The following is a 21,013-nucleotide window of genomic DNA, read 5'->3' on the forward strand; positions in this document are numbered from 1 at the left end:
TTAAAATTTAATCGAAATTTAGCGTGCCGTCTTGCGGCTTTTCTTCAGAGCTTTCACTATCTTTTTCCGGCTTTTTTAAATCTTGCTCTTGCGCGGAGACGCCTTCTTGCTCCACACTATCAGATTCGCAGATCTTTTGAACATCCTCGAAAGTTATGAACTCATAAACGAAAATTTGCTTTGAAATTTGATTTAGCTTATCCTGCATCGTGCGGATTATCTCGCTTACCTCGTCGTAGCAATCTTGCAAAATTTTATTCACACTCTGCGCGCTAGGGGTGAAACTATCACCCATCGCGAGCTCGAAAACCATCTTTTGCGCCAGCGCGATAGCCTGTTTTACGTCGCTAGCAGAATTTGAAAAAGCGTCGTTTTTATGAATCTGCAGCGCCGCCATACCGCTTAAAAGCACTTTGATTTGATTTAAAATTTGCGTTTTGGATTCGATCTCGAAATCCTCGTTTAAAAATTTATCGTTTAAAAGCTCGATTTTTTCGAAATCAAACGAATACCAATACGCGCTAAGCGCCTTTGCGCCCTGATAAAACGCCTGGATCTCCTTTTCGTATTCGGTGAGAATTCTACTTTTTTGCACGCCGTAAAAGACTCTCATTCGCACGTTTTCAAAATCGCTAAGCTCGATCGTATCGCTGCCGCGCTTAAGAGCGTTGATTGCGGCTTCATTTACCAGCGTCGCTACTCCCGCGCCGCTAAAGCCCACGCAGAGGCGGCTTACTTTGTTGATATTCGCGCTGCACCTTTTACCCTCGAGGTAAATTTTTAAAATTTCGATGCGGTCTTTGTAGTTCGGAAGCCCGATGAAAACGCGCCTATCAAAGCGCCCCGAGCGCAATAACGCATCGTCGATCAAATTTATTTTATTGGTCGCGCCGATTACCATCACGCCGCTATTTTCCTCAAATCCATCCATCTCGGTCAGCAGCTGATTTAGCGTCGCTTCCCGCTCGTCGTTGCGCCCGATACCGCGCTTGCCGCCGACTGCATCGATCTCGTCGATAAAAATAATCGCAGGCGCGCAGGATTTGGCCTTCGCAAACAGCTCGCGAACCCGCCTAGCGCCGACGCCCACAAAGACCTCGGCGAAACTTGCGCCGCTTTGGTAAAAAAACGGCACATCTGCCTCTCCCGCCACGGCTTTTGCAATTAGCGTTTTACCGACGCCCGGCTCGCCGATCATTAAAATTCCTTTCGGCAGCTTGATGCCGAAATTTCGGTATTTTGCGGGATTTTTTAAAAAATCCACGATCTCGATTAGCTCGTCCTTAACCTCGCTGATGCCCGCGACGTCGCTAAATCTCACGTCGCTAACGCTTGGCGAGAGATCACCGAGCTCGCCGCTTGCGCTAGTATTTTGACGTGCGGCGCCTACGCCGTCTAGCCTACGGCGCCGCGCCAAAACGGTTTCAAAATAATATACGAAGAGAAAAAATGCGAATGTAAAAATCACCAAAATCGCACTGATACCGCTCGTGCCATCATCCTTTTCTTTGCTGATTAGAGCGTGATTTGATAGCTCCTTAAGATCTACGAGATCGACTAAAATTTTATAGCGTTTGCCGTCGTAGGTAAAATTTAAATTGCCGTCCTCGATATGCGCGCGTTTGATCTGATCTGCGCGGACTAGCTCACTAAATTCGCGCTCGGTAATGTATCGCGAATCGTCTTTAAAATAAACGATCGAGAGCAAAACGATAAGCAGCACCAAAAAAATTAGAATTATATTTAGCTTGCTTCTTTTGATTTTATGCAAAATTTCCATCAAATTTAACCTCATAATCTCTTATCTCCATCCATTTTTTCGACAAATCCTCATCGCTTTTGATCCAAATTTTATCGTAAAATTGATCATATCCTTCATAAAACTCTCCGTTTTTCCGCTCGATTAGCACATTTAGCGGCACCTTGTGCGAAAGACGAAATTTATAATTATTCAGGGCCGTTATGTTTTGTAGCATCTTTAGCCGCGCCTTCGCCGTTTTGCCGTCTATGCGACCTTTTAGCGACGCCGAGGCGGTCCCTTGCCGCGGCGAAAAGATAAAGGCGTGCAGATGCGTGAGCGGAAATTTTTTGAAATTTTCTACCGCTTCTAGCCAAATCTCTTCACTCTCGCCCGGATGCGCGACGATAAAGTCCGTACCCAGCGCGAACCCACGCTCCGCAAGCTCGCAAAAAAGCTCCAAATCCCTTAGCGCGGAATTTCGGCGGCGCATTATGCTTAGCATCTTTTGCGAAGTGTGCTGAAGCGCGATGTGCAGATGCTGCTCCAGCCACGGCTCGGATAAAATTTCGCGAAAGCTCTCATCTATCTGCGAGGGCTCGATACTGCCTAGGCGAATGCGGCGAATTCCGCGTATCGCGCCTAGTTTTTGAAGCAGCGCGCCCAGGCTCGTGCCTGCGGCTTTGCCGTAGCTTCCGATATTGGTGCCCGTTAGCACAATCTCGCTAAAGCCGTTTGCGGCAAGGCTTTCCGCCTCTTTTAAGATCGCGTCTTCAGAGCTGCTGCGCGAGCGGCCGCGCACCGAGGGGATTATGCAATAGCTGCAGTTAAAATCGCACCCTTCCTGAATTTTAATAAAGGCCTTGGTGTGATCCTCGTAGTCGCTTACCAGGTTTCTTTCGACGCTACTTAGATCGCCGATATCGTAAAATTTCGACTCCGAGCCCAAAAACTCGTCGATCTTTTCCTTTTGCGACATCCCGAATACGCCAAAGACCGCGCCGCTTTTATACAGCTCCTCGCCGCGCGAGACCGCGCCGCAGCCGGTTAGCAATACCTTTTTGCCGAGGCGGTTCATCTTATTTACGTAGTTTCGTACGTCTGCGTCGGCACCGTTCGTAACGGTGCAGGAGTTTATCACGACTACGTCCGCGCCCTGCTCGTCGTGCGTGATCTCGCCCGATTTGAGGTTACTTTTGATAAGCTGCGTGTCATAGATATTGGTGCGGCATCCAAACGTTTTAAAATAAATTTTCAAATTTCGCTCCCGGATCCGCTTCCTGTGGCAAAGCCCGCGCCCTGCGCCGCTGCGTTTAAATTTTGCGAGCCTTGCTGCTCGGAGCCGAGATCTTGCGCCGCAAAATTTCCGCCCGCCGCCGCATAATTTTTGCCGTTAAAAAGCGTGTAAGCAGGATAGGCAATCTTGATGTCGGGCTCGCTTCTTAGGGCGTCTAAAATTTCAGCCGAGATGTTGCTGCGAAGCCCGAGCGTCGCGTAAGAGTTCGTCATATACCAAACCGAAATTTCAATGCCGTATGGCTCAAAAAAGCTAAAAATTCTAGGCTCGACATTTGGATTTTTGATACTGTATTGCGAACGAAGCTTGCCCATCTGCTTTTTGGCGATGTCGGTGTAGCCTTTGGAATACTTCCGCACGATGTTTTTTATGAGATACATCGCCTTTTTATGGTTGCTATCAAATGTTAAAAGTATGCTGATGCCGTCCCAGACGGTCTTAAGTCCGCTGTGGGTGTAGTTTGAGATAAGATCGGTAAAAATATAATTGTTCGGTATGAAAATTACCCTGCCCGCGCGTTTATTTTCTCTCCACGTAGTCATAGTAACGTCCTCAAAAATCGTCATCCTAAGCACCGAAATATCGATGATATCGCCTACGTAGGTCTCGCCGTTTTTATGTACTCTGATGCGATCGCCCACGCGAAAGCTGCCGCCAAGCACGATCGTAAGCCAGCCTAAGGAGCTCATAAACATATCTTTCATTGCAATCGCAAGACCTGCCGAGGCAAAGCCCAAAACTGTTACGAAGTGTGTCATATTCTCGATGTAAGAAAAGAGCAGTATCAGCGCGATCAGCGTGAAATTTAAAACATTGATAGCTTTATTTACGATATAAAAATTCTCGTCGTTTTTGATATATTTTTTCGCCACTACCTTGCAGAAAAACGACAGCGCGATGACTACGAGTATCCATACGGCGATGTTTCCCGCGCGCTTAATCTGCGCTTTTATATCGGCGGTCTGCACGGCGATTTGGGAGTTAATCTTTTTTTCGTAAACGTCGTACGTGGTCTGCGCGATCTCGTATGCGGAGCTAAACTCGCTAAGCTCGTAATCTAAGCTTTTAAGCTCCGCCGCAGCGCTTGCGTCCGTATCAATCTGCATCAAACGCTCATATAACGCCCTTTTTGCTTCAAGTTTATCGATTAAAGCTTTAATATTTTCGATGGCGTTTTTCTGCTCCATCTTTTGAGCTTGCAAATTTCTAATCGTAGAAAAACCGGAAATTATCGAAAAAGGATTTGTAATGCGCGCAGGCTCTGGAGTTTCAGGCATAGCAATGATATCTAAAAACGGAGATTTTTCATACTCTTTTAGCAGTATGAGCTGCTCTTTTACGGCGCGAAGTCTTTTTTGAATCTCTGCGATCTTATCGGTGCCGGCGCTCTTTTTTAGCTCCGCTTCGAGCTGGCTGGATTGCTTTTGTAAATTTTGATAGCCGATGAAATTTGAAAAGCGCGAGACCCAGATATTATTTTTAATCTCATCGTCAATAACACGGATCTGATCTTTTAGCGACGCGGTTAGCTTGGAATTTTCATCTTTCTTCTCACTAGCGGCGGAGCTAGCGTTAGATTCTAAGCGCGCGCGCGCGGTGGAGAGTGTAGAATTTGCCTCGCAAAATGCAAGATTAAAAATCAAAAAAATAGCTGCAAGCGCTCTCATTCAAACTCTTTCAGCGCTGCAATTACTTCATCTTTTGCAATCTCTTTGGAAGCGTAGAATTTACCAATACAATCGGGCAGGATAAATTTTATCTTGCCGTTTTCGCTTTTTTTATCGAGAAAAAACAGCTCGTAAAATTCCGCCGCATCCTCTACGTGGAATTTTATCGGAAGCGCAAATTTTTGAAGCACTTTGCGGATCTGCTCCTCCTGTTCGCTGCTTAGCTTGCCGAGGCGCCGCGCTAGCGCATTTGCCATCACCATGCCGATCGCCACAGCCTCGCCGTGCAAAAATTTTTTATAATCAGTAATTTTTTCGATAGCGTGAGCGAAGGTGTGCCCGTAGTTTAACACCGCACGCACGCCGCTTTCGCGCTCGTCTCGCTCTACAACGCTTGCTTTAATCTCTACGCAGCGAGCGATTACGTGCGAAATTTCATCGGCGCTTTTTAGATCGTGCGTCTCGAAAAATTTAAATAGTTCGACATCAAAGCATACAGCCATCTTTACTGCCTCTGCAACGCCCGCCGCAAACTCTCGCGCAGGAAGCGTCGATAAAAATTTGCTCTCGCAATAAACCGCGCGCGGCTGATAAAACGAGCCGATTAAATTTTTGCCGAAGCGATTATTTACGCCCGTCTTACCACCAACGCTCGCATCTACTTGCGCTAGCAAGGTCGTCGGAATATTGATAAAATCGATGCCACGCTCATAAATGCTCGCGCAAAAGCCCGTTATATCGCTAATGACACCACCGCCAAGAGCGATGAGCATGCTTTTGCGATCAAGCTTGGAGCCAAAAAGCTGCTCTAAGATTTGCTCCACGCTCGCGGTATTTTTATACTCTTCGCCGTCCGGGATCGTGATGATAAATTTTTGCTCGCAATCTAGCCGCTGTAGTAAGAAATCAAGCCACAGCCCCGCTACTTTAGGATTTGTCACGATAGCGACCTTACCGCTAATTTTTAAACTATGCAATTCGTCGATAAAAACGCTATATTTTTTGCCTAAATTAAGATCGATTTTCATACGCTAGCCTTTGATTTTTGGGTATTGTAACATAAATTTCGATTACTTTTCATACCCGTAATCGCTCGGAACGAAAATTTGATGATTTTTGCCGAGTTTAAAATACATCCGGTCTAAATCCTGATTGAAAATCGATGTGAGCTTGCGCGCCAAAATTCTATCATTAAATGGCACGAACTGCAACAGATCTCGCTCGCTGCCTAGCGCTAAAATCGGATTTTGCCGCTCGCAAGGAATCACGAATAAACTTTGCTTAAAAAGCTTCGATAAGCTCACGTAGCTTTGCGCAAACTCGCCTTTTTCGCTCTCGCCGAAAAGATACAAATACACATCTAGCCCTAGCTGCGAGCTTATGTCAAAGACGATACTTGATTCCTCACGAAGCCGCTCGCCGGCACTTAGCACGACGCTTTTACGCACATCTTTTAGCTCGCCCTCACCTAGGCTTAACACCGGAATTTCAAGCGCTTTAAGTGCTGCTTTTTTCGCCTCAAAAACTCCGCTTGAGCAAACTACCAAGCCCGCTTTATTTTCGCTCACGTCGCGCTTTAAATTTAGCTCGCCCGAGTAATCGATGAGAATTTCAAATTTATCCCGCTCACACAGAGCTTTAAGCTCGCTAAAAGCGTCGTTTAGCAAAGGATTTAAAATTCGCAGATAAATTTTATGATTTCTAATATGCAAATCCAAAAACTCAAGCGCCCTAACCGTCCTAGCTATCTCGTCACCGCTCATTTTTTTCATATCGATTAGCGCGAAAATATTTAGCCCAAACGGCGATGGAAATTGCCCGCTTTGCTTTTTTACTTCAGCAAACACCGCTCGCAGCGCACTAGGCTCACCCACGACCAAGATCGTATCATTCGGATATATCCGCGAGCTGGGCGTCGTTACGATGTAATTATTGTGGCGGTAGATCATGGGAATTTGATATTTAGCATTAGAAAGCGTGCTGATTTTTTTATACGCAAACGAGCTTCCTACGGGCACTTTTACCTCCATTATCTCTCCGCGTCCAAGCCCGATATTATCAGCAAAAACGGGGCTATCAGGCAAAAAACCGATGAAGCGCGAGGAATTTAGCGCGAGGGTATTTACGATTTTTACGTGAGCTTCATTTTTATTTTCGCGCAAAAGTCCCCAAAAATCGGCCACGTAAAGCTCTAAATCCGGAGCGAGCGTCTTTAAATTTTCAAGCGTTACTTTAGTGTCAAATTCATCCTCCATTATCACTATGCAGCGGTCAAATTCCTCTCCTGCTAGCACCACGCGCAACCGCTCAATGCTAGTAGGATCAAAAATTTCGACCGAAAAATTTGACTCGTTTTCAAGCTCTGCGGGCACAGCATCCGTATTTTTAGCTATGACGCGATATGATCTGATGACATCTTTGATTTTACAAACTTTGGATAAAAAATGGCGCGCAAACTTTCCGCTTGCGATGATTAAAACTTGTTTCATTGCTCTCCGTTTCGTGGTTTTGCAAAGATTATAACCAAAAACGGCTAAATTTTAAACCGCGCGCGGATAAATTTTGCGGGCGAGCCGAGGCACGGCGACTTAAAAATTTAAAGATTTAAATTTCAAAATCAAGGTTTAAAATTCCAAATCCAAGGCTTAAATTTTAAAATGAATTAAAACAAGCCTCGTTAAATTTAATCTCGCCGCTTAGAGCGATAAAATTTCATAAATTTAAAAGCGGCGCCATAATCATTCGCGTCGCTTAAGCAAAAATTTTAAACCCGCTAGATTTTAAAATTTTACCTCCGCAGAGAGCATGAAGCTTCTGCTCTCGCCCAGCGTCACGCCGTTTGCCGAGCCTAGCACGCTAGTTACGTTAAGTCCGCCCGCACCGTCGGCGCTCGCAGGATACATTCCCGCCCAGTATTTTTTGTTAAATACGTTATTTACGTTGAAGCGCAGCGTGGTCTTATCGCCCAAAAGACGCTCGCTCGTATATCTGATACCAAGATCGGTAACGAAAAAGCTAGGCGTGTGCTGGGTGTTTAGATCATCCAGATACATCTTGCCGGTGTAGTGAAAATTCGTACTGATCGCAAGCTTATCGGTGCCGGGGATCACGTAATCAAGCATTAAATTTGCATTGATTTTCGGGATGCCGTTTGCGACCTTGCGATTAGCGCCCGCGATGCTTACGTTATGCATCTTAGGATCGATGTAGGTAAAGCCTCCTAACACGCTTAAATTTTCGGTGATTCGCCCACCGCTCATAAACTCAAATCCGCGGTTGCGCTGCTCGCCGTTTATGCCGTAGATCCCCGTAGAGCTATTTAGATACGCGATAGGTCTGCGGATATCGAAATACGCCACGCTAAAATCGATCATATCAGCTACGCGGATTTTAGCGCCGATCTCGTGCTGCTTGGAGCGATACGAAGATGTGGTAACAACCTCGCCTGCGCGCGGATTGCCGGCCGGATAAGTAAATGTAGAGCCCTGCTGCAAGCTATCTGCGTAGGTGTAGTAGATACTGGCATCCTCTACCGGATGAAATATCAAACTGCCCGCCCAGCTATAGCCCGAATCGCTATAGGCTTTGACAAGTCTTTGCTGACGATTATTGTAGGATTCCTGCCTCATCCACGCCTTAGATGCGCTTAGCATCACGTCAAATTTATCGTTTATCGTGATATCATCTAGCACCGAGACGTTATACATATCCAAGATCGCGTAGTGATACAGCCCACTTCCGCGTCTAGCACCGGTATAATTTAGAATTTTAGGATCGTAGATATTGCCTATGGTAGGCGAGGTATAGTTGGTGCTCGCGTTTTTATATCTATCCTGCGTCCAATGGTATCCGTTGGTCTGCACGCTGAAATCATGTTCGATATCTCCCGTGTTAAACTGAGTATTGGCCTTGAGATAGCCGCTTGGCAGGTCGAATCTATATGCCGCCGTAGCACCGCCGCTGTGTCTGGTTTGATAATCGCCCGGCTTCGTATATTGCGGATGCGTGCTAGGCAAGATGTAGTTTACGATGCCGTGAGTGTCGCGATCGGCACGCTGAAACTGAAAGCCGCCCTCTAAATACCATTTATCGGTAGGCGTAAATTTAAATTTCGCGCTTGCGGTCGTGGTTTTTAGATGCATGCCTCCAAAGCTCTGTCCAAGACCGCGCCTTGAGGAATCCACAGCCTTTGGAAGCTCCATGCCGTCTACGATCTTACCGTCTCGCACGCCGAGAGCAAACTGCCCTGCAAAGCCCTTGGTATTGTGCTCGTAATAGCTCGCCGCGGTTTCAAAAGTAAGATCGCCCGTCGGATAAAATTCCATCGTGACGCTAGCTAGGCGGCGCTGCAAATTTGAGCCCTTCGGTTGTCTGTCGCCGTTTGATCCGTAAAATACCGTGCGGTAGCCGAATTTTTCAAATTTATTCGATAGATCAAGACCAAGACCTAGATTGCTGCGCGACATATAATCGCCCCAAATTATGTACTGATCTTTTACCGGACGCTTGCGCGTGTAGCTGAAAATGCCCACCGGATTTTGCGCGCCATAGAGCGAGCCCGCGACGCCGTTTTGTACTTGAAAACTCTCAAACATCGCCATCGGAATCGCCGTCGTCGAAATCGTATAAAAGCCGTCCCAGAAGCTGTTGCCTACGACGCTGCCCTCAAAGCCGCGCGTCTGCGGGCGTCCTACCGTAGCGCCGCCGCGCATCTGAATCTGCGCGGACGGGAAGTATTTGACCGCCTCCTCATAGCCGGTGACGCCTTGGTGATTCATAATCTCCTTGCTGATCGTGTTGATCTGATACGGAAGATCCAAAGCGCGCTTACCCGCAAGCATACTATGCTGCACGTTTTTGCTCAAAAAGCCCTCGTCGATGCCGCTCTCGCTGATATTATCGCCGACGGAATTTACCTCGATTACACCCATATTCTGCGATTTTTCAGACGCAGAATTACTGCCGCTTTGCACTGCAGCCAAACTGCTGCATAGTAAGCACATACATGCCGCTAATGAAATTTTAAATTTCATCGTTTTCCTTCGTTCCATTATTTTCCCTTCGTTATGGATATATTTAATATTATTTTTTAGCATATTAGAAAAATTTTCCTAAATTTAGACTAAATTCGAGATATAAATTTATATATTTGTAGTCGCATTTTTGCAGTTTAAAATTTCATAGACGATATACTGAGATACAAAAGAAAAATTGCGCAAATTTATATGAAATTCTAAATTTTTAATGTAAAATCGCCCGTATGAAAAAACTAATACTGGCGCTTAAGCAAGCGCAAAACCGACTCAAAAATTTCTTCCGCCTCTACGATACCGAGCTCATGCACCATGCATCAAGCCTTAGCTTTCACACGATTTTGGCGCTACTGCCGGTGCTGATGGTTTCGCTTAGCGTCTTTATGCAGCTGCCAAGCTTTAAAGGCTACTACGATAAGATTATGGGCTTTATTTTTTCAAACTTCCTGCCTGCAAATCAAGCGAGCATGGCGCACTACATCGAAGAATTTATGGCAAACGGGCTAAGCCTTGGCGTAACGGGCTTTTGCGCGGTGTTAGTTACGTCGGTGCTGTTTTTCGGGGACTTTGAAGCGATTATCGCGCGAATTTCGCATTCGCCCGAGCGAAGCTTTTTTAAGAGCCTAAGCACCTACTGGACTCTGATGACGCTCGCTCCTGTGGGGCTTGGAGCGTCATTTTATATCAGCGGCGAGCTTCAGGAGCTACTAAATAAAACCGAGCTTACGAGCTGGATAAATTTGCTTAAAATTCTACCCTACTTAATCGTTTGGGGGATTTTTGCGATCACTTACGCTACGGCGATCAACCGCGAGATCCGTGCAAAAGCGGTACTTGCCTCATCGCTCGTGGCATCGATTTTATGGTGGCTTTCAAGACTGGTTTTTGCGCAATACGTCTTTTATAACAAAACCTATCTTAGTATCTACGGCTCGTTTTCGGTCGCGCTATTTTTCTTTCTGTGGATCTACATAAGCTGGATTTTCTACCTATACGGCGTGAAATTCTGCGTATTTTTGGACGCTAAATTTAAAAGAGGTGGCGAGCGCCAAAGTGCTTGAAATTTTTAAATTTCATAACGAATTTTACGAAAGATTATATTAAGAATTAACGATAATCGTATATAAATTGGCTGTTTAAACGATAAGTTATCGTCAGCGAAAGGATTAAATTTGAAATCTCGTCTTTGTTCGGTCTATATACGAGCGATCGATCTACTTTAAATTATAGAATTTCTCAAGGAGGGCTAGATGGCGTTTATAGCGGAATATATTTTGAAAGAGGATTTGAAGAAATATAATGTTATAGACACTGTTAATAAAATTAGGACAAAATTTAAAAAACCCTTATTGAGCAATCAAGATATTAGATGGTTAAATTGGGTAGTAGATAAACAAAAACATACCTATCTTATCTTTATCGGTAGCCCTCAATTACCGGATCCACGAGATGGCTATACGGGCGAGGATATTTGGCTGCTTTATTATAAAGGTAGAGAAATCGAGCTTGATATAAGGCGAATTTATGATGAGACTACGAGTAAATATTTCACGGAAAATCCATTTAAGGTCAAATATAAATTCCAAAGCATAAATTCTGACATTGGAGATATTTCGATAGACGAGCTTTATAAAATTTTAAATGAAGCCTTGTCTGAGTATGGTAGCGGCGGTATTGAAAATAGGGAATATGTTTCAAAAGAACACGAAGTCGTAACTTTTCTGCACGATTAAAATTCAAAGGACCGATGAGCTGCGTCAAAATACCTCTGATATTTCACCATCCAAATTTAATATTTTCTACTGCGCTATAAAACACCCCCCACTCTCTTTTATATTCGTTTATTATCTCATCGGATGTTTTTTCTCCCTTATCAACCTTGATAAGATCGATTATATCTTGCTCGTTTGCAAACATACCCTCTATCACGTGGTTGCAGATGATAGATCTGTTTTACTCGTATTGTTCTACGCTCAGCTCGTCTTTATATTTTTCAAGTATAGCCAAACTCTTTTCTAAACTATAAACTTCCGGATATTTTTGCATACTTTATCCCCTGGCAATATAAAAATTTTATCAGCTGCGGCGCCCTATTAAAAGCGAAGCACAAACAAGCAAGCATGCTTTTCTGTCACAGACAGCTTGTAAGCAATTCGCACTTTGCCGCAACTAAAGCAACGACTATTAGATGACGAGAAATTTTACCGCAAGTAGCTCACAATAAATTTAACAAAGCCCTTATCAAGCAAAAAAGCAAAGTTAAAAGCCGTCAAATAAAACTGCTACTCCCTTACGATGAAAGCTCCAGTAAACTTGCCATTATGCGCGAAATCTCTCGCCTCATCCTCACTCTTAAATCCACTTAAAAAGACGCGATAAATCGGCGCGCCATCTATGCTAAATTCTTTGATGATCGCAGGATATCCCGCCGTGCCGTGGTAATCGCGCTGATAAATTTGTGCGCCGCTTCTGTTTCTAAACGCACCGATTTGTACCATAAAATTTCCGCCGACGATGGTTGCCTTCGGCGAGCCTTTGGCGATAGTATGCCCATAAAAGCCCACTACTTCGAGCTTTACAGGCGCCGTACCTTTGGCAAATACGCCCACTAGATTGGCAGCTGTTTTGCTAAGATCAATGATGCGACCATCCACGAATGGACCGCGGTCATTGATGCGCACGGTTGCGGTAGCGCCGGTGTCGCGATTCGTGACCTTTACCATAGTATTCATTGGATAGGTTTTGTGTGCGGCGGTCATGCCATTCATATCGTAAATTTCGCCGTTAGAAGTGTATTTGCCGTGAAAATTCGGCCCATACCAGCTGGCGATACCGATTTGAGTGTCACCGACGCTTACCTGCTCTGGATAGTAGGTTTTGCCGTTGATTTTATAAGGGCGCATGGTGGCGGGAGAGTTTTTGCCAATCTTGCCCGCACCGCCCGCAGACGATCTAGACGACGGTGCGGTGCGGAACGAGCAACCGGCAAAAATCAGCGCAAAAAGCGCACTAAAAAGAGCGATTTTCTGGTACGACACCTACGATCCGATCTTATTTGTTGAATTTTATATTATTTAGCGCTATTTCGTTTTTGTCTTTAAGGCTAAGCTCGTTCGCCAAACCTGCTAGCACACGTCCTGGCTTGCGCTGTTTCAGACGTGGTTCATACGCTTGAAACGCGCCTTGATTTACGACAAATTCTGCATATTTGCTTTGTGGGATATAAAAGAAGTACTTGCCGTTAAGCGGCGAAATTCCGTTTTTAATATGTGCGTTATAATCCTGCATCTGCGACGGCGAAATTCCGATCTGTTTTGCAACTGCGCTTAGCTTTGTGCCCGGAGCTACTGCGATACGCTTTAGCCCCCACGGCTCGCTTTCAAAAAGCAGAATTTTACGCATATTTTCATTTTGAGCGATGTAAGCGTATTTGATAATGCGCTTGATAAAATTCTTAGTCTCATTAGGAAGTGCGGGGCTTTTTAGCAAGCGATCCAGATCATCGCTGCCAGTAGCTGCAATCGCATTTTTAAGCTTTTGATCGCCACAATTATACGCCATTAGCGCTAAATACCACTTGCCAAAATTTTGCTTCAGATGCAAAATATACGAAAACGCAGCATCCGTAGAGGCTGCGGGATCGCGACGCTCATCTACAGCACTATCTACTCTAAGACCGAAATTTTTTGCGGTCGCCGGCATCAGCTGCCACATACCACCTGCGCTAGCGCCTGATGTGACCGTATTTTTAAGATGAGATTCTACCATTGCCAAATACAATAAGAATTCCGGAGCTTCAATGTTATCGACCTCGGATTTGACTAAGTAGGCATTGTGCGACTGTGAAGTCACGATATGCTTAAACTGCTTGCGATCGCTTGCATTGATCGCACGGAATATGCCCGCGACTACATTTTTGCTCGATTCGTTATTTTCGATGCCGAATTGATTTAAAATATAGTCGTGATTTGCGCGCATCAGACCGGGCTGGCTCGCAAACGCTTCGCCCACTAAAAGTAGGGCTAGTAGTATAAATTTTATGGCTTTCATATCTCTCCTTTGATTTTATCGCCAAAAAGCCTACAGGCGTTTTGAGTCGTTATTGCTTCGACCTCTTCTACGCTTAGGCTTAAAATTTCCGCGACTTTTTCTACCACGAGTCTCGTAAATGCAGGCTCGTTGCGCTCGCCACGATGCGGATGCGGAGTTAGATATGGTGCATCCGTCTCGATTAAGAGGCGCTCTTGCGGAATTTGCGGTAAGATCTCAGCTAAGTTTTTTGCATTTTTGAATGTCAAAACTCCGCCGATACCGAAGTAAAATCCGTATTCGCTAAGACCTAGCAAAAGCTTGCTGGCATTGAAGCAGTGCAAAACACCGCCGCATAAATCGCCGGCACGATCTTTTAGAATTCCAAAGCTATCTTCGTTTGCTTCTCGGATATGGACTATAAGTGGTTTTTGAAGTTGTGTTGCTAGATCGATTTGTGAGATGAAGGCGTCTTTTTGGCGGGAGATTTCTAAGGCTTTGGTTTCCTTGTTCTCTTGCTGCTTAAGTCTGAAATAATCAAGACCGCATTCGCCAACGCCCACGCATTTGGGATCGTCAGCATACCGCTTCAGCACCTCCATATCGAAAGAATCTATCTCGTATGGATGTACCCCTACGGCAAAATACACATTATCCCATGCATGCGAAATTTTACATGCCTTATCTAGGTCTGCTACATCGGCACCGGGAATGATGATGCTGCGCACGCCTGCAATCGTGGCGCGCTCAATCACCGCGTCCAAATCAGCATCGAAACTAGCATCGTCTAAATGGCAATGTGTATCTATAATCATAAAACTCACTTGATAAAATTTTTCGAAGCGGATTTTACGTCGTTTTGCAAAATCACACTTAAATTTAAATTAAACGCGGTATTGTAACAAAAAATTTCAGATTTAAACTTAAGCTTAAAATTCCTTCAGCTTTGCCTTAGTTTTTTAGCGAATTCCAGGGCTTCTGCAGTAATCGTCTCGCCGCTTATCATACGAGCTAGCTCTGTTATTTTCTCATTTTCGCTTAATAACCTCACGCTAGATTTGCCGTTCGTTTTACTTACTAAAAAGTGTGACGCAGCCTTGGAACTAAGCTGCGGCTGGTGCGAGATCGCAAAAATTTGATAAAATTTTGAAATTTTTACCAGCACATTTGCGATACTCATCGCCTCTTTTCCGCTTAAATTTGAATCAATCTCGTCTAAGATTAAAATCCCCTCGCCATTATTTGTAAGCTCCAAGCTCGCAGCAATAAAAGCAAGGCGTAAGCGGTTCGTTTCGCCTGAACTTAAATTCTTAAATTCCGTCTTACACAAGCTAACGCAAATTTCGTCTATGCCGCACTCACTAAGCACCTTAAGCTTAAAACTAAGCTCCACGCCGTCCATATAGAGCTGCTTTAGATAGGAATTTATCAGATCCTCGAGCCGTTTTTTAGCGCCCTTGCGAGCCTCGCTAATTTTTTTGGCAAGGATAGCGGTGCTTTCGCTAAGACGTTTAAATTCCGCTTGTAGCTTGGTTTTTTCAAAGCTTAACTGCTCGTAATGCTCAAGCTCTTTCTTGCGCGCTTCAAGCGTAGCTAAAGCCTCTTCTACGCTTCCGTAGCGCCTATTTAGCGCGCTAAGAGCTTCGATGCGATCTAAAATTTTCTCTATGTCGATGTTTTCTAGCTCCTCTAAATTTAAGCTTTCCTGCTTTAGCCGTAGCTCGTTCATCGCATCCTCAAAAAACGCACTATCCAGTCCGCTGAGACTTAGCGCTTCGATGACGCTGCGTTCCAGCTCAAAAACGCCCTGTGCCCTAGCCCAAAGTTCCTCGATCTTATCTTTTTTACTAAGCTTTTTTTTGATCTGCAAAAGCTCCTCATATTCGCCGATCTTAGGCGATACGCGCTCGATTTTTTCAATCTCGAAGCGAGCGAATTCCTTTAACTCCTCAATCTTGCGCTCTTGATCTAAAATTTCATCCAGCTGCTTTTTTGTGCGGCTAAATTCCACAAAAGCGCTTTGAAGCTCCAATAAGCTTTGCGCGTATGCCGTATCTTTTTTCGCGGCGATAAAATCAAGTAATTTTAGCAAGCTGTCGCTACTCATTTCGCCGGCGTTTTTCGCGCCTAAAAATTTCACGTATTCGCCGGCGATCGTGCTTAGATTTTTTTTCGAGATCGATTGAGAATTTATAAAGTATCGCAAGCTACGCTCTTTTAGAACGCGAAAGGTATTTGGCGTATCGTTTATCAAGCCGAAATTTTCCATATCAAATTTATGCTCTACGTCCGCTTCTATGAGCTCTGCCTCGCATTCTTTAAGCCCGAACACCGCTAAAATAGCGCCTATTAATACCGATTTACCCGCGCCGCTGATGCCTGTAAATACGCTAAGTCCCGGGCCAAAACTAAGCTCGCTCTCGCAAAAACCTAGATTATTTTTAATATAAATTCTTTCTAGCATCCGCCGTGTCCCCATCTGAGTTTGGCTTTTAAAACGTCGAAATAATCGTAGCTTCTGCGTTTTATTAAATTTGCCTTGGCGTGTGAAATTTTAACGCTTACGCTGTGAAATTCCGCCATATCAAAAACGTCTTGTCCGTCGATGACGACGCTAACCTCGGAGCTTCCGGCGTTTTTAAAACTTGCGAGATACTCTTTTGGCAGGATCAAAGGTCGCTGCGTTAGGCTGTGCGAGCAGATCGGCGTGACACAAAACACGTCGCACAGCGGATAGACGATAGATCCGTTCGCGCTCATATTATACGCGGTCGAGCCTACGGCGGAGCTTACGATCACGCCATCGCCGTAATAGGTGTTGAAATATTTTCTATTTAAAAACGCGTCGATCTTCGCCATCGAAGAGATGTGGCTGCGGGTGATTACGACGTCGTTAAATGCGGTCTTGCGGACGATTTTACCGCTGCCGTTTTCCAGTATCACTTCGAGCAAAAACGGGCGCTCGATCTCGTATTCGCCGCGCAAAAATTCCTTTAAAAATTTTGCGAATTCGCCCGGCTGCACGTCCGTTAAAAACCCGAGAGTGCCCGCGTTGATACCCAAAATAAAAGCGTTTTTGTCGCTTAGCAGCCTCGCAAGCCCGATAAGCGTGCCGTCGCCGCCGAGGCTGATTAAAAAATTGGTCTTTTTTAAAATTTCTGCAAGCGTATGCGGCTTAAGGCCGAAAAATTCCGCTCCGTCCTCTTCAAGCAAAAGCTCAATACCTTGCGCTTTTAAAATTTCGCAAATTTGCTCCACGACGGGGCGAATCTCTTCTGATTTTTTGGCTATTAGCCCCGCGAATTTAAGGTTTTTATGAATTTTGTTTTCCATAGTTTTATTTTATAAAAAATTAGCTTTGTAAAAGCAAAATTTAACTATACTTGCATTTTACAAATAAATTTAAAGGAGTAAATTTGCGAAGTCATTATTGCGCCGATTTGAGTAAAAACGATATCGGCAAAAGTGTAACCGTGTGCGGCTGGGTAAATTCTTACCGCGACCACGGCGGCGTGATTTTTATAGATTTGCGCGACCGAAGCGGGCTTTTACAGCTAGTCTGTGATCCCAAAGATAGCCACTCGGCATACGAGGTAGCAAATACCGTGCGAAACGAATTCGTTCTAAAAGCCGTCGGCAAGATCCGCGCTCGCGGCGAAGGGCTGGAAAATCCAAATTTAAAAACGGGTGACATTGAAGTCGTAGTAGAAAGTTTAGAGATCGAAAATCCAAGCAAGCCGCTTCCTTTCGTAATCGGTGATAAAAGCGTCAACGAAGAAACGAAGCTTAAGTACCGCTTTTTGGATCTGCGCGCAGAGGGAAGCTTCGATAAATTTAAGATGCGCTCCAAGGCTGCGATCGCTGCGCGAAATGCTCTTGATAGGCTAGGCTTTGTCGAAGTCGAAACGCCGATCTTAACGCGCGCGACGCCCGAGGGCGCTAGGGATTATCTAGTGCCTAGCCGCGTATATCCGGGCAGCTTCTATGCGCTTCCGCAAAGCCCGCAGCTTTTCAAGCAGCTTTTGATGTGCTCAGGCTTTGATAAATACTTCCAGATCGCGCGCTGCTTTCGCGACGAGGACCTGCGCGCCGACCGCCAGCCGGAATTTACGCAGATCGATATCGAGATGAGCTTCAATACCCAGTACGACGTAATGCGTGTAGCCGAGGAGGTTCTAAAGGATATTTTCAAATCCTGCGGCCGCGAGATCGTCACTCCTTTTAGACATATGGAGTATAAGGACGCGATGGAGCTTTACGGCAGCGATAAACCCGATCTGCGATACGATATGCCTTTCATCGACGTAGCCGATATTTTTGAAAAATCGAGCAACGAAATTTTTTCAAATTTAGCCAAAGACCGCAAAGCCAACCGCGTAAAAGCCCTAAAAGTAGAGGGCGGCGATCTGAAATTTAGCAAGCGCCAGATGCAAGGCTTTGAGGAATACGTGAAAAAATTCGGCGCGCAGGGCTTGGCGTTTATCCAAGTAAAAGAGGACGGTCTAAAGGGGCCGCTGGTAAAATTCTTTGAAAAAAGCGAGCTGGACGAGCTCATCAAGCGCTGCGAGCTAAAGGTCGGCGACGTCGTATTTTTCGGCGCGGGCAAAAAGAAAATCGTGCTTGATTATATGGGTAGATTTAGAATTTTCCTTGCAAATGAGCTTGGCATAATCGATCCGAACAGGCTTGAGTTTTTGTGGGTCGTAAATTTCCCTATGTTTGAGCAAAACGACGACGGCAGCTACTCCGCGATGCACCATCCTTTTACGATGCCGAACAATCCAGACGAGCCCGATTTGGAGGATATTACCTCGATTGCCTACGACGTCGTGTTAAACGGCATCGAGCTTGGCGGCGGCAGCATCAGGATACACAAAGCGGACATTCAAGAAAAGGTCTTTAGGCTGCTTAAGATCGAGCCTGCGGAGCAGAGGGAGAAATTCGGCTTCCTGCTTGATGCGCTAAGCTTCGGCGCGCCTCCGCACGGAGGTATCGCGATCGGCTTTGATAGGCTGATGATGCTGGTTACCGGCTCAAGCAGTATCCGCGAGGTTATCGCGTTTCCTAAAACGCAGCGCGCGCAGTGTCCGCTCACCAAAGCCCCTAGCGTCGTTACAGACGAGCAGCTTCGCGAGCTAGGTCTTAGGCTTCACAAGAAGGAGCAAAAATGAAAAGCCTTTTTCTAATCATCGGCGCTCCGGGAAGCGGCAAAACGACCGATGCGAGTATGATCGCTCAGATGAATCAAAGCATCGAGCACTACTCCACAGGCGATCTGCTACGCGCCGAGGTGGCAAGCGGCAGCGCTTTGGGCAAACAGATAGACGGCTTCATTTCTAAGGGCAATCTCGTGCCGCTTGATATCGTCGTAAATGCTATCGTTAGCGCAATTAAGAGCTCGCCTAAAGACTTCATCATCATCGATGGCTATCCAAGAAGCGTCGAGCAGATGAATAAACTAGACGAGGTGCTGCGAGGCGACGATGATGTAAATCTTAGCGCAGTAATCGAGGTATGCGTTAGCGAAGAGGTCGCCAAGGAGCGCGTTTTAGGACGCGCTCGCGGAGCGGACGATAACAAAGAGGTCTTTAAAAACCGCATGGCGGTATTTTCAGAGCCGATCGAGGATATCCGTAAATTTTACGGCGACGCAGGCGTATTTTACAGCGTAAACGGCGAGCGCACGGTCGAGGAGATCGTAGCGGACATAAACGCTATAATCGCCGCGCAGATCGAAAAACTGGGCTAGCGCGCTTGGATGGCGGCTTAAATTTTAAGTGCCTTTGGCTTCTTTTTCATAGCGCAAGCGGTGCAGATCGCGCTTAAATTTAGTGCGCCTACGAAGCGAGCGCGCCTTTAAATTTATACTTGCCGTTGCGCGAGATAGCCAAAGTTCAAGCGTAAATTTAAGCAGCTCGCTGTGTAAATTTAAATGCAAGCGTCAAATACAAATGGATTTAAATTTAATAAAATTTCAGATCTGTTTGCGGACGCAGAGATTAAAATTTTAAGGATAGATATGGTTAGAAAATTTTTACTTAGTATGGCTTTGTGCGCAGCTGCATTCGCTGCGGGCGGGTTTGTGCCAAGCGGCTCCGCGGCGCAAACTCAGCCGTTAAGCGTCAAAGAAGCGCTTAAATTAAGAGATGATTCTTTTGTCGTAATAGACGGCAAGATAAAATCTCAGCTCAAACACGAGCATTATAGATTTGTGGATCAAAACGGCGATAGCATCGAGGTTGAGATAGATGATGATGTTTGGCGCGGCGTGAGCGTGGATGAAAATACGCTCGTGCGAATTAGCGGCGAGATCGATAAAGATTTTACCAAAACGACGATAGACGTAAAAAATATCAAAATTTTAAATTCTAAATAAAGGAAAACTATGGATCTTTCAAAGATAAAAGTGGGCTCAAACCCCGATAAAATCAACGCGGTAATCGAGATCCCTTACGGCTCGAACATCAAATACGAGATCGACAAAGCAAGCGGCGCGCTCTGCGTAGATCGCGTGCTCTACGGCGCGATGTTTTATCCCGCAAACTACGGCTTCGTGCCCAACACCTTAGCAGACGACGGCGATCCTGCGGATGTTTTGGTGCTGAACGAGTACCCGCTTGCCGCCGGTAGCGTGATCCCGTGCCGTCTAATCGGCGTTTTGATGATGGAGGACGAAAGCGGCATAGACGAGAAGCTGCTTGCCGTGCCGGTTAGCAAGATTGATCCCCGATATGAGGGCATTAAAGGGGTCGCCGATCTGCCTAAAGCGACGCTGGATAAGATCAAAAATTTCTTCGAAACCTACAAGCTTTTAGAGCCGAATAAATGGGTCAAAGTGAAGGATTTCGCAGGCGCCGCGGAAGCGGAGAAAATCCTAGACAAAGCGATTAAGGCTTATAAATAATCCCTTTTTGCGCGCTCGGCGCTAAAATTTAATCAAATTTTGACCGATCAGTTCGGTCAAAATTTATCTTTAAATTTCAATTCTATAAATTTTCAAATTTTAAAATATTTTTAAATTCCACGCAAATTTTACCTGAAGCCCGCGCTTGGTTTTTTTCGCTTGTTTTTCGGCAGTTAAGCTAAGCAGTCTTGGGTTATTAAATAAAGATTTTTTAAAACTACATTGCGTGAAATGGTGCGACGAGGATCGGAGCCCTACAAACTAATGGCAGAAAAATTCCGTGGGCCAAAAGGCTTTGCATGGTGCAGTTAAAATTTCAAAATTCGCTATCTTAATTTTGAAAGA

17 protein-coding genes and 1 pseudogene are annotated in these 21,013 nt (G+C 45.3%); 6 read left to right on the forward strand and 12 right to left on the reverse strand.

Annotated features, from left to right (window positions below; genetic code table 11):
- Positions 1–7 precede the first annotated feature (7 nt).
- The 6 genes from KH703_RS06780 to KH703_RS06805 form a co-directional block, all read right to left on the reverse strand.
- Positions 8–1,795 (reverse strand): AAA family ATPase, encoded by a 1,788-nt coding sequence (locus KH703_RS06780; RefSeq protein ID WP_304295165.1) that lies wholly within the window; start codon positions 1,793–1,795, stop codon positions 8–10.
- Complete coding sequence (gene mtaB, locus KH703_RS06785; RefSeq protein WP_304295166.1) at positions 1,764–2,996, reverse strand: tRNA (N(6)-L-threonylcarbamoyladenosine(37)-C(2))-methylthiotransferase MtaB; 1,233 nt, start codon at positions 2,994–2,996, stop codon at positions 1,764–1,766. The genes KH703_RS06780 and mtaB overlap by 32 nt, the downstream gene beginning before the upstream one ends.
- The gene (locus tag KH703_RS06790; protein ID WP_304295167.1) at positions 2,993–4,702 is read right to left on the reverse strand and encodes a mechanosensitive ion channel family protein; all 1,710 of its coding nucleotides are present in this window, start codon (positions 4,700–4,702) and stop codon (positions 2,993–2,995) included. Before KH703_RS06790 ends, mtaB begins: the two co-directional genes overlap by 4 nt.
- Positions 4,699–5,730 carry a 3-dehydroquinate synthase gene (aroB, locus tag KH703_RS06795; protein ID WP_304295168.1) on the reverse strand — a complete coding sequence of 344 codons (1,032 nt, stop codon included), beginning with the start codon at positions 5,728–5,730 and terminating at the stop codon, positions 4,699–4,701. The genes KH703_RS06790 and aroB overlap by 4 nt, the downstream gene beginning before the upstream one ends.
- Positions 5,731–5,772: 42 nt before the next feature.
- Positions 5,773–7,191: a TrkA C-terminal domain-containing protein gene (locus tag KH703_RS06800; RefSeq protein WP_304295169.1), complete on the reverse strand. Its 1,419-nt coding sequence runs from the start codon at positions 7,189–7,191 to the stop codon at positions 5,773–5,775.
- A gap of 291 nt (positions 7,192–7,482) precedes the next feature.
- A complete protein-coding gene (locus tag KH703_RS06805; protein ID WP_304295203.1) occupies positions 7,483–9,735 on the reverse strand; it encodes a TonB-dependent siderophore receptor in 2,253 nt (750 codons plus the stop codon).
- 227 nt (positions 9,736–9,962) lie between these two features.
- Between KH703_RS06805 and KH703_RS06810 the strand changes: the two genes are divergently transcribed.
- Together KH703_RS06810 and KH703_RS06815 are read left to right on the forward strand one after the other, a co-directional pair.
- A complete protein-coding gene (locus KH703_RS06810) occupies positions 9,963–10,796 on the forward strand; it encodes a YihY family inner membrane protein (RefSeq protein ID WP_298053233.1) in 834 nt (277 codons plus the stop codon).
- Between the two features lie 189 nt (positions 10,797–10,985).
- Positions 10,986–11,468, forward strand: a complete 483-nt coding sequence (locus tag KH703_RS06815) for a hypothetical protein (RefSeq protein WP_304295170.1) — start codon at positions 10,986–10,988, stop codon at positions 11,466–11,468.
- Between the two features lie 43 nt (positions 11,469–11,511).
- On the opposite strand, the pseudogene KH703_RS06820 reads toward KH703_RS06815, so the two are convergent.
- The 6 genes and pseudogenes from KH703_RS06820 to KH703_RS06845 all read right to left on the reverse strand — a co-directional run bounded on the left by KH703_RS06820 (position 11,512) and on the right by KH703_RS06845 (position 17,097).
- Positions 11,512–11,781 (reverse strand): annotated as a pseudogene (locus KH703_RS06820) (hypothetical protein).
- Positions 11,782–12,017: 236 nt separating this feature from the next.
- Positions 12,018–12,773 (reverse strand): septal ring lytic transglycosylase RlpA family protein, encoded by a 756-nt coding sequence (locus KH703_RS06825; protein ID WP_304295171.1) that lies wholly within the window; start codon positions 12,771–12,773, stop codon positions 12,018–12,020.
- Between the two features lie 13 nt (positions 12,774–12,786).
- Positions 12,787–13,785 carry a lytic transglycosylase domain-containing protein gene (locus KH703_RS06830; RefSeq protein ID WP_297882548.1) on the reverse strand — a complete coding sequence of 333 codons (999 nt, stop codon included), beginning with the start codon at positions 13,783–13,785 and terminating at the stop codon, positions 12,787–12,789.
- Entirely contained in the window at positions 13,782–14,579 is a 798-nt protein-coding gene (locus KH703_RS06835; RefSeq protein ID WP_304295172.1) for a TatD family hydrolase, read from the reverse strand. Before KH703_RS06835 ends, KH703_RS06830 begins: the two co-directional genes overlap by 4 nt.
- A gap of 125 nt (positions 14,580–14,704) precedes the next feature.
- A complete protein-coding gene (locus tag KH703_RS06840) occupies positions 14,705–16,228 on the reverse strand; it encodes an AAA family ATPase (RefSeq protein ID WP_304295173.1) in 1,524 nt (507 codons plus the stop codon).
- The gene (locus tag KH703_RS06845; protein WP_304295174.1) at positions 16,222–17,097 is read right to left on the reverse strand and encodes an NAD(+) kinase; all 876 of its coding nucleotides are present in this window, start codon (positions 17,095–17,097) and stop codon (positions 16,222–16,224) included. Before KH703_RS06845 ends, KH703_RS06840 begins: the two co-directional genes overlap by 7 nt.
- An 83-nt stretch (positions 17,098–17,180) precedes the next feature.
- Between KH703_RS06845 and aspS the strand changes: the two genes are divergently transcribed.
- The 4 genes from aspS (at position 17,181) to ppa (ending at position 20,668) form a co-directional block, all read left to right on the forward strand.
- Positions 17,181–18,935 (forward strand): aspartate--tRNA ligase, encoded by a 1,755-nt coding sequence (aspS, locus tag KH703_RS06850; RefSeq protein WP_304295175.1) that lies wholly within the window; start codon positions 17,181–17,183, stop codon positions 18,933–18,935.
- Positions 18,932–19,513 carry an adenylate kinase gene (locus KH703_RS06855; protein ID WP_177389223.1) on the forward strand — a complete coding sequence of 194 codons (582 nt, stop codon included), beginning with the start codon at positions 18,932–18,934 and terminating at the stop codon, positions 19,511–19,513. The genes aspS and KH703_RS06855 overlap by 4 nt, the downstream gene beginning before the upstream one ends.
- 270 nt (positions 19,514–19,783) lie before the next feature.
- Complete coding sequence (locus KH703_RS06860) at positions 19,784–20,140, forward strand: NirD/YgiW/YdeI family stress tolerance protein (protein ID WP_177389221.1); 357 nt, start codon at positions 19,784–19,786, stop codon at positions 20,138–20,140.
- A 9-nt stretch (positions 20,141–20,149) separates the two neighbouring features.
- Entirely contained in the window at positions 20,150–20,668 is a 519-nt protein-coding gene (ppa, locus tag KH703_RS06865; RefSeq protein ID WP_304295176.1) for an inorganic diphosphatase, read from the forward strand.
- The last annotated feature ends 345 nt before the right edge of the window (positions 20,669–21,013 follow it).

Source organism: Campylobacter gracilis (genome assembly GCF_018374135.1).
Taxonomy (GTDB): Bacteria; Campylobacterota; Campylobacteria; order Campylobacterales; family Campylobacteraceae; genus Campylobacter_B; species Campylobacter_B gracilis_A.